The following is a 7,840-nucleotide window of genomic DNA, read 5'->3' as shown; positions in this document are numbered from 1 at the left end:
TTGCTCGACAATCCAAAAATAATTGAGAGGCTAGAACTTTTGTCCCAGCCTCTATGAATATTCATTGCCGGATGCAAGTGGCAAAAAAAGAGTAATTTTGGTATAGCTATTTGCCTTAGAATCAATCTCCATATGATAGGCTTCGCCAAATTGAAGATGCAATCGTTGGTCCACATTTTTCAAGCCAACACCTCCTAAACGAAGAAGGGTTTGGGCTGTTGATCCTGATCGGTCAAACCCTCGTCCATTGTCAAAAATCGATACGCAGGCGTAGTCTCCACTGACTTCAGTTGTCACTCGAATGAGACCTGGCCGATCGATCTCTTTAATGCCATGGTAAATCGCATTTTCCACTAAGGGCTGAAGCACTAATTTCGGAAGCTGATAGTCGCCCAACCGTTCATCTTCTAGAATTTCATAGTTGAGCTTTTCACCATAACGTTGTTTTTGAATGAAAAGATACTGGCGGACATGGTCGATTTCATCTCTCAGTAGGATTTGTTCCTGGCCTTGGTTAAGAGCCAGTCGAAAATATTGAGCCAGAGACTTAGTGATGTCGACCACGCGCCGACTATCATTAAACTCCGCCATCCAGACAATCGTATCCAAGGTATTGTAGAGGAAATGCGGATTAATCTGAGCCGAAAGTGCCCGCAACTCGTACCGCCGTGCGTTCTGCTCCTCTTCCTTAACCTGTTGCATGAGGTTATCGATTTGGTCCAACATGGCATTAAACGCTTGAGCGAGGGCCACCAATTCTGGAGATCCTTTGGCTGCAGCCCTCACGTGAGCATCTCCTGCTCCAATCCTCAAAATGATAGTCTGAAGGTCTTGTAAGGGTTTGATCCACAAACGCAGAACAAAGCCGATCCCTATCAAACACATGATCAAAGCTAGTAATCCTAGACCAATGAAAGAGTACAGGAGTTGCGACTGCAGCATCTGAAGTCCTTCAAGTGAAGCCACTCCAATCAAGGTCCAATCGCTATCTGGAATCGGAACCTGATAGATAAAATTCTGTCCTCCTTTAGCATAGCCATCTGTCACAGCAATATAGGGCTGCATGGCCTGCATTTCTTGGCTGGAGGAATAGACCGCCTTTTTAGGATGGTAGACAAACTCATGCTTTTGATTAATGATAAAACTAAAGCCTTGTCTCCCTAGTTGAAGGTGATCCAAGTAAGCCTGAAGGCTATCGTAGCCAATATCCAAGCGTACTACTCCGAGATTTTGGCCAGTCTGATCGACCACTTCTTGGGTAATAGAAACCACCCATTTTTCTTTTTCCGAAGTCAAAGATTCCTTTCGAGCTGGCGTCAAAACTGGCATGGCTCTTTCTTTAATCGCCTCTTGATACCAACTTTCATTCATCATATCTGAAGAAGTCTGCATGCTGATTTTGGAATCTGTCGCTACCAGACGTCCATCCTTGGTCACCAAGACCGCTGAGACCAAGTCCGGATCCGTTTCAATCATCGTTCGCATCAGGTGTTGAACCGTTTCTTGATCCGCACTCCTATCTTGGGCAAATTGTCGAACAGCCTGTTCCTGGCTAAGCACCGTCGTCGTCTGCTTTAATTTTTTTAGATAGGAAGTGATAAACTGACTGCTTTGATCGATACTATTTCTTGTCGTCCGCTCTGTTTGCTGGCGGATCGTCCCTGAACTCGTTTGATAATAGAGACCACCAATAAGACCAAAAAGTAGGAGAATGAAGAGAAAAAAGTAGAGGACCAGCTGAATCAGCAAGGGATATCGTTTCATTCATGCTCTCCTTTTTTGTACTGCCTTGGTGTCACCCCAACAACCTGCTTAAAGCGTTGAGAAAAATAGTTCATATCTTCAAAACCAACCTGATCGGCGATCTCATAAATTTTTAAATCTGTCGTGAGAAGCAAGAGTTGAGCCTTCTTCATTCGCTCTTGAATGAGGTAGTCTTGGAAGGGGAGTCCCAATTTTTTCTTGATCAATACACTTAGATACGAGGCACTGAAACCAAGTTGATAGGCCAGATCCTTTAGAGTTAACTGAGAGTCTGCTAAACGAGCATGAATGGCTTCTTCCAAGTCTGTCGAATAACCCTGACTGACCAAATCTTCGACTTGCGCTTTCTTACGCTCTTGATCAAGTTTTCCTTTCACCTTTGCTAACATCTCTTCAATATCATCTTTTGAAAAAGGCTTCAGCAAATAATCATCTGCACCTAACTTGATGGCTTTCCTTGCAAACTCAAAGTCATCATAACCTGTCAAAAAAATGATATGGCAAGACGGAGATTGTTCTTTGACGAGATGAGCCAGATCCAAGCCATTCATTTGTGGCATATTGATATCGGTTAGAAGGATATCGGCTGGTTGCTCTTGAAACTTCTCCCAAGCCTCACGCCCATTTTTAGCCTGGTTGATGACGGTCATTCCAAACTGTTCATAATCCACTAAGGAAGTCAGACCCTGCCGGATAAGCTCTTCATCTTCCACAATCATGATCGCATACATGTCTTTCACCTACTTGTCTTTGCTATACTTATTATAGCAAATTATGGTTCCAAATGTCTCAGACGTAGTCCATTAAATAACCGTAGCCCTTTTCTTTCATTTCTGCTTTGGGAATGAAGGTAATAGACAAACTATTGATGCAATAGCGAAGGCCGCCTTTTTCCTTGGGACCATCGGTAAAAACATGGCCCAGATGAGAATTTCCTACACGGCTCCGAACTTCTGTCCGAGTCATATTGAAACTCTTATCCTCCTTATAGATGGCCACATCAGGACTAATAGGTCGACTGAAACTCGGCCAACCACAACCAGAATCAAATTTATCCTTAGAGGAAAAGAGCGGCTCACCAGTCACGACATCTACATAAATACCGGCATCAAACTGATCCCAGTAACGATTGGAGAAGGCCCGTTCGGTATCATTTTTTTGTGTCACCGCATACTCTTCAGGAGATAACTTCTTTTTGATCTCCTCATCGCTTGGCTTAGAATAGCGACTAGCATCTATAACAGGATAAGAAGCCTGATTGACATCGATATGGCAGTACCCATTCGGATGTTTCTTTAGATAATCCTGGTGGTAGTCCTCAGCCTTGATGAAATTGGTCAGTGGCTCTTTTTCCACTGCTAACGGTTTGTCGTATTTTTTTGCTTCTTCTTCAAAGACTTGGTTAATGGTTGGAAGGTCTTCTTGGGAGACATAATAGACACCTGTTCGGTATTGTGTTCCTTGATCATTTCCTTGACGATTCTTCGACGTTGGGTCGATAATCCGGAAATAATGCAGGAGCAATTCTTTCAGAGATACCTTCTTGACATTGTAGGTGATGTGAACTGTTTCAGCATGGTCTGTTTGAGGGACCAATTCATACTTGGTCGTTTCTCCCTTTCCATTGGCATAGCCTGATACGGCATCAATCACACCTGGAACACGGGAGAAATATTCCTCTACGCCCCAGAAGCAACCACCAGCCAAATAAATTTCACGATGATCCTTTGGATCAACCGTTTCATTTGTTTCCTTTTTGGCTACTGGAGTCTGACTCATCGATACTTTTTTAATCATCTCAGTGCTTGTTTCTGATTGATCCATTCCGTTTGCTCCCTTACTAAAGAAAAAGAAACCAATCGATAGCAAGCCAATGAGAAGGATAGCAAACACTTTCCATTTTGTTTCCATTGTCTATCTCCTTACTGCATGTTCTCTAGGGTCTTGAGGATATCCTCTTTATTCATATAGCCAATATGACTCTTTGCTAAAGTCCCATCACTATTGATAAAGAGCGCCGATGGATAAGAACGAATCCCATATTCTTTGAGCAGTTCCCCTTTACTATCTAGCAAGACTGGGAAATCCTTGTAATCCAAAGACTGGTACCAGTTTTTGAAATCTGCTGCTGATTTTTCGCCATTAAAGGTTGGAGCTACAACGGATAAAACCACATAATCCTTACCTGCCTCTTCTTTTGCCAACTCATTGGTATCCTCTAATGTCGACAGGCAAATAGAGCACCAGGAAGCCCAAAATTTGAGGTAAACTTTCTTCCCTTTGTAATCGGATAAGCGGTAGGTCTTGCCATCCACTCCTTGCAGGCTAAAATCCTTCACTTTCTTGCCAGATGGTTGCCTAGCCCCAGCTTTGGCTGTTTGTTGGTTCATGTTCTTATTGGAAGTAGCCATTCCTTGACTCGAACAAGCCCCTAAAAGTCCAGCGCATACGAATCCTGCAGCTACTAAAGCTAATTTCTTCATCATTATTACCTCTTTAAACAAGGAGAAAGTCATCCTCAGATGACCTCTCCCATCTTTCATTCCTTGTCTGATTTCATATCAGATGATTCACTCTTTTCATTTTTCATTTCTGAATCGCTAGATTTCATCTCATCTTTTTTCATATCGTCCTTCATTTCAGAACTGCTGTCAGACATCATAGATGAATCTTTCATGTCTTCTTTTTTCATTTTATCATCGGACATGGATGAATCCTTCATGTCATCCTTCTTCATATCGTCCTTCTTCATATCGTCCTTCTTCATCATACTACTATCGTCCGTTTTTTTCATATCTGAATCTGATTTCTGTCCAGAACAAGCTGCTAAAGTGACGATGCTAAGTGTAGCAATAGAAAGTGCAAGAATTTTTTTCATGATTTTTCTCCTTTAATCATTCAAGATTAGTGAAACAAAGATGCGAGGCTATTAAGATTTCCTAGCATCAGCAAGATGCCCATCAAGACGATGAGGGCACCACCAATTTTTTTCAAGGTTCCCATATGGGGCTTGAGTTTAGCAAAATGTTGTAGAACCCAGCTAGAAGCTAGAGCCAAGACTAAGAAGGGGAGCGCCAATCCTAATGTATAGACCAGCATCAGGAGAGCGCCTTGCAAAGCACCATCTCCTCCAGAAGCGGCAATGGCTAGAACAGAACTCAGAACTGGTCCTACACAAGGGGTCCAACCAAAACTGAAGGTGACCCCTATCAGAAAAGCATTGAAGAATTCATTGCGCTCCCGATTCTTATTGAGTTGGATGGTCTTTTGCTTTTGGAGTTGTCTCAGATTGATCACTTCCATTTGGTGAATCCCTAATAGGATCACAATCCCTCCTAGCAGATAGCGAAACCATGGAGCATAAAGCACCTGGCCAAGGGCCCCTGCACCGTATCCTAGAATCAGGAAAACAGTTGATAGACCTGCGATAAAACAAAGAGTCTTCACCAAGCCGTACCAAGAAATATCTCTTCCAAAAATCCGAACAGTTTTCACACGTTCAGAATCCAATAGAATCCCTACATAGACTGGCATCAGTGGCAAAATACATGGGGAGAAAAAGGATAGAACTCCCGCTAAGAATACTGAAATGGAAAACAAACTGGTTTGAATCATTTCACTACCTCCCTTTCTTTCTGATACCAGTATAAAGAAAAAATCCCTCTAAAAATAGAGAGATTGATAAGCAAAAACTTGAATTTGATTAGAAGGTGAATCTTCCTATCTGCCAACTCTACCTCGTACTTTCAAGTACGAGACTGATCTAACAAGATACTTCTAATTCTTCTTCAAATAATCAATAGCGTCTTGAAGGGTTTTGACGGGGACAATTTTCATCTTCGAATGAATTTGTTTCGCTGCTTCTTTCGCTGTTTCATAGTTTGATTTGGCCTTGGGATTGGCTTTCTTTTCTTCTTTGGAAACAGGATTATTAGGGGCAAAGAAAATTTCTGCTCCTTCTTTATCGGCTGCGACGACTTTCTTGTCAATCCCACCGATATCGCCAACCGTTCCATCTTGGTTAATGGTTCCTGTCCCTGCAATATGGCGTCCCTGACGAAGATCTGGATCAGCCACTTGGGTATAGATGGCTAGGCTAAACATCATACCGGCACTTGGTCCACCAATTCCTTGAGTCGCAAACTGGACAGGAACATCGCCTTTGGCTTCAGTCCGGTCGATCAGGCTAATCCCGATTCCGTTTTTCCCGTTAGACAATTTGATGATCTTTCCGTCTGCGGTCTTGGTTTGTCCATCCTCAATATAGGTCACTGAAACAGGATCGCCAATTTTTTGAGAACCAACATAATCAATCAATTCTTTGGAACTCTTAAAGGTCTTGCCATTCACACCGGTGACGGTATCCGCAATGTTCAAGATACCCTTAAAGGTCGAGTCATCTGCTACTTGCATGACATAAACACCTAGAAAGTCCATCTGGGTTTCTTTTCCAGCTGTCTTTAGCCCTTGGTAGATGGCCATATTTTGCGAGGTTTCCATATAGAATTGGTTAATCCGCGTAAATTCTTGGCTCGAACTACCACCTGTCATATCCTTGGCAGAGTAGATATCTGTAAAAGGTGTCGCCCAAGCATAGATCAAATCAGCCGGGGTCGCTTCTTTCACTGCTACGGTTACAAAGTCATAGGATCCTGACTTGGTATCCATTTTTCCATCCACTGTCATGACGGATCGAATATCTTCTGCCGTTCCTGGCATCTCAATATAATAGGGAAGGCGAATCACAAAAGCAGAGAGCAAGAGGAGCAAGAATAGAACGCCTGCAATCGGCCATCGGTATTCTTTCAATCGTCCTTTTTTCTTTTTTGTAGGCAAGCTTGGTTTATTCGCTTGTGTCATCTTTGATTTCCTCCATTACACTATTTGGGACATAAGGTGAGATATCCTGCTGAAAAGCCAGCAACTCTCGAATACGCGTTGAACTAATGGCCTGGTAAGGTGGCTGGGCATAGAGATAAACCGTCTCCAATTCAGGCGCCAACTGATGATTAAAGTAATCCATATTGGCTTCGTATACCAGATCCTGTGCATTGCGCAAGCCCCGGATCAAGGTGATGACCCCAAGATTGCGCGCCACTGTCACAGCCAACTCTTGAGTTGACGTCACAATTTCAACATTTTCCAAATGAGCCAGGGCCCCTTTCACCATGCGCACGCGCTGCTCAATGGAAAAGAGTCCGACTTTTTCCGAATTATAAAAAATTCCGACATAGACACGGTCAAACAAGCGACTAGCTCGCTCGATCAATTGCACATGCCCAATGGTAATCGGATCAAACGATCCTGTAAACAATCCACTTCTATCTGACATATACTGTTACCTTACTAATTCCATAGATTTTTTCTTTCCAGATTCCCACTTGTCCGATTTCCTCAGGAAGTTCTACATGTTTATCGGTTTCGCACACAATCATGATGTCCTCTGACAAGAGATGGCGCTCGCACAAGGTTTCGATATCGCGGACAATCTCTTCCTTGGCATACGGAGGGTCTAAGAACACCAAATCAAAGGTGCCCGTTAAAAGCCCTAAGGCTTGCTTGGCCTCCATTTTTAGCAGTTGAAACCGTTCCTTTTCCTTGGTCATGGCAATATTGGCTGCTACAATCTCCTGCGCTCTACGATCTCTTTCCACTAGAACGGCCTCTGACATGCCTCGAGAAACGGCTTCGATAGAGAGCCCACCGCTTCCTGCATAGAGATCCAGCACTCTTCCACCATCAAAGTAAGGACCAATCATATTGAACATGGCCCCTCTGACCTTATCAGAAGTCGGCCTGGTTGTTTTTCCTTCAAGTGTTTTGAGGGGACGTCCCCCATAGGTTCCAGATACTATTTTCATAGGGACCATTATACCAAAAAAAATCAGAAAATTGCGATTTGATATGGTCAAGCGATAATTAAAAGAGGCTGGGACAAAAATCCTAGCCTCTCAATTTTCTTTGGATTGTCGAGCAAGACGCAGTGGTTGAGTGGGCTCTACTACGCTGATTTCATCAGCTTTTACAGCCCTACTCAACTGTGCGGAGGTGGGACGACGAAATCGAATTCTAACGA

General features: G+C 43.2%; 9 protein-coding genes. All 9 read right to left on the bottom strand.

What is annotated here, in order from left to right; translation table 11 throughout:
* Nucleotides 1-51: 51 nt before the first annotated feature.
* On the bottom strand, nt 52-1,764 hold the full coding sequence (locus HMPREF2704_RS00190) for a cache domain-containing sensor histidine kinase (RefSeq protein WP_045759155.1): 1,713 nt from the start codon (nt 1,762-1,764) through the stop codon (nt 52-54).
* Nucleotides 1,761-2,495: a response regulator transcription factor gene (locus HMPREF2704_RS00185; RefSeq protein ID WP_024054871.1), complete on the bottom strand. Its 735-nt coding sequence runs from the start codon at nt 2,493-2,495 to the stop codon at nt 1,761-1,763. The genes HMPREF2704_RS00190 and HMPREF2704_RS00185 overlap by 4 nt, the downstream gene beginning before the upstream one ends.
* A 58-nt stretch (nt 2,496-2,553) precedes the next feature.
* On the bottom strand, nt 2,554-3,675 hold the full coding sequence (msrB, locus tag HMPREF2704_RS00180) for a peptide-methionine (R)-S-oxide reductase MsrB (RefSeq protein ID WP_070845300.1): 1,122 nt from the start codon (nt 3,673-3,675) through the stop codon (nt 2,554-2,556).
* Nucleotides 3,676-3,686: 11 nt separating this feature from the next.
* Nucleotides 3,687-4,247 (bottom strand): TlpA disulfide reductase family protein, encoded by a 561-nt coding sequence (locus tag HMPREF2704_RS00175; protein ID WP_042759839.1) that lies wholly within the window; start codon nt 4,245-4,247, stop codon nt 3,687-3,689.
* 56 nt (nt 4,248-4,303) lie between these two features.
* On the bottom strand, nt 4,304-4,642 hold the full coding sequence (locus HMPREF2704_RS00170; RefSeq protein WP_023917420.1) for a hypothetical protein: 339 nt from the start codon (nt 4,640-4,642) through the stop codon (nt 4,304-4,306).
* A gap of 26 nt (nt 4,643-4,668) precedes the next feature.
* Nucleotides 4,669-5,379, bottom strand: a complete 711-nt coding sequence (gene ccdA2, locus HMPREF2704_RS00165; RefSeq protein WP_023917418.1) for a thiol-disulfide oxidoreductase-associated membrane protein CcdA2 — start codon at nt 5,377-5,379, stop codon at nt 4,669-4,671.
* 162 nt (nt 5,380-5,541) lie between these two features.
* Entirely contained in the window at nt 5,542-6,624 is a 1,083-nt protein-coding gene (locus tag HMPREF2704_RS00160) for a SepM family pheromone-processing serine protease (protein ID WP_049472972.1), read from the bottom strand.
* The gene (coaD, locus tag HMPREF2704_RS00155) at nt 6,608-7,096 is read right to left on the bottom strand and encodes a pantetheine-phosphate adenylyltransferase (protein ID WP_070845298.1); all 489 of its coding nucleotides are present in this window, start codon (nt 7,094-7,096) and stop codon (nt 6,608-6,610) included. The genes HMPREF2704_RS00160 and coaD overlap by 17 nt, the downstream gene beginning before the upstream one ends.
* Nucleotides 7,086-7,625, bottom strand: a complete 540-nt coding sequence (rsmD, locus tag HMPREF2704_RS00150; RefSeq protein WP_021152746.1) for a 16S rRNA (guanine(966)-N(2))-methyltransferase RsmD — start codon at nt 7,623-7,625, stop codon at nt 7,086-7,088. The genes coaD and rsmD overlap by 11 nt, the downstream gene beginning before the upstream one ends.
* Nucleotides 7,626-7,840 lie beyond the last annotated feature (215 nt).

Source organism: Streptococcus sp. HMSC076C09, assembly GCF_001837905.1.
GTDB classification, from domain to species: Bacteria; Bacillota; Bacilli; order Lactobacillales; family Streptococcaceae; genus Streptococcus; species Streptococcus parasanguinis_I.
The sequence above is the reverse complement of the archived record's forward strand: the minus strand, read 5'-3'. Positions and strand labels throughout refer to the sequence as shown.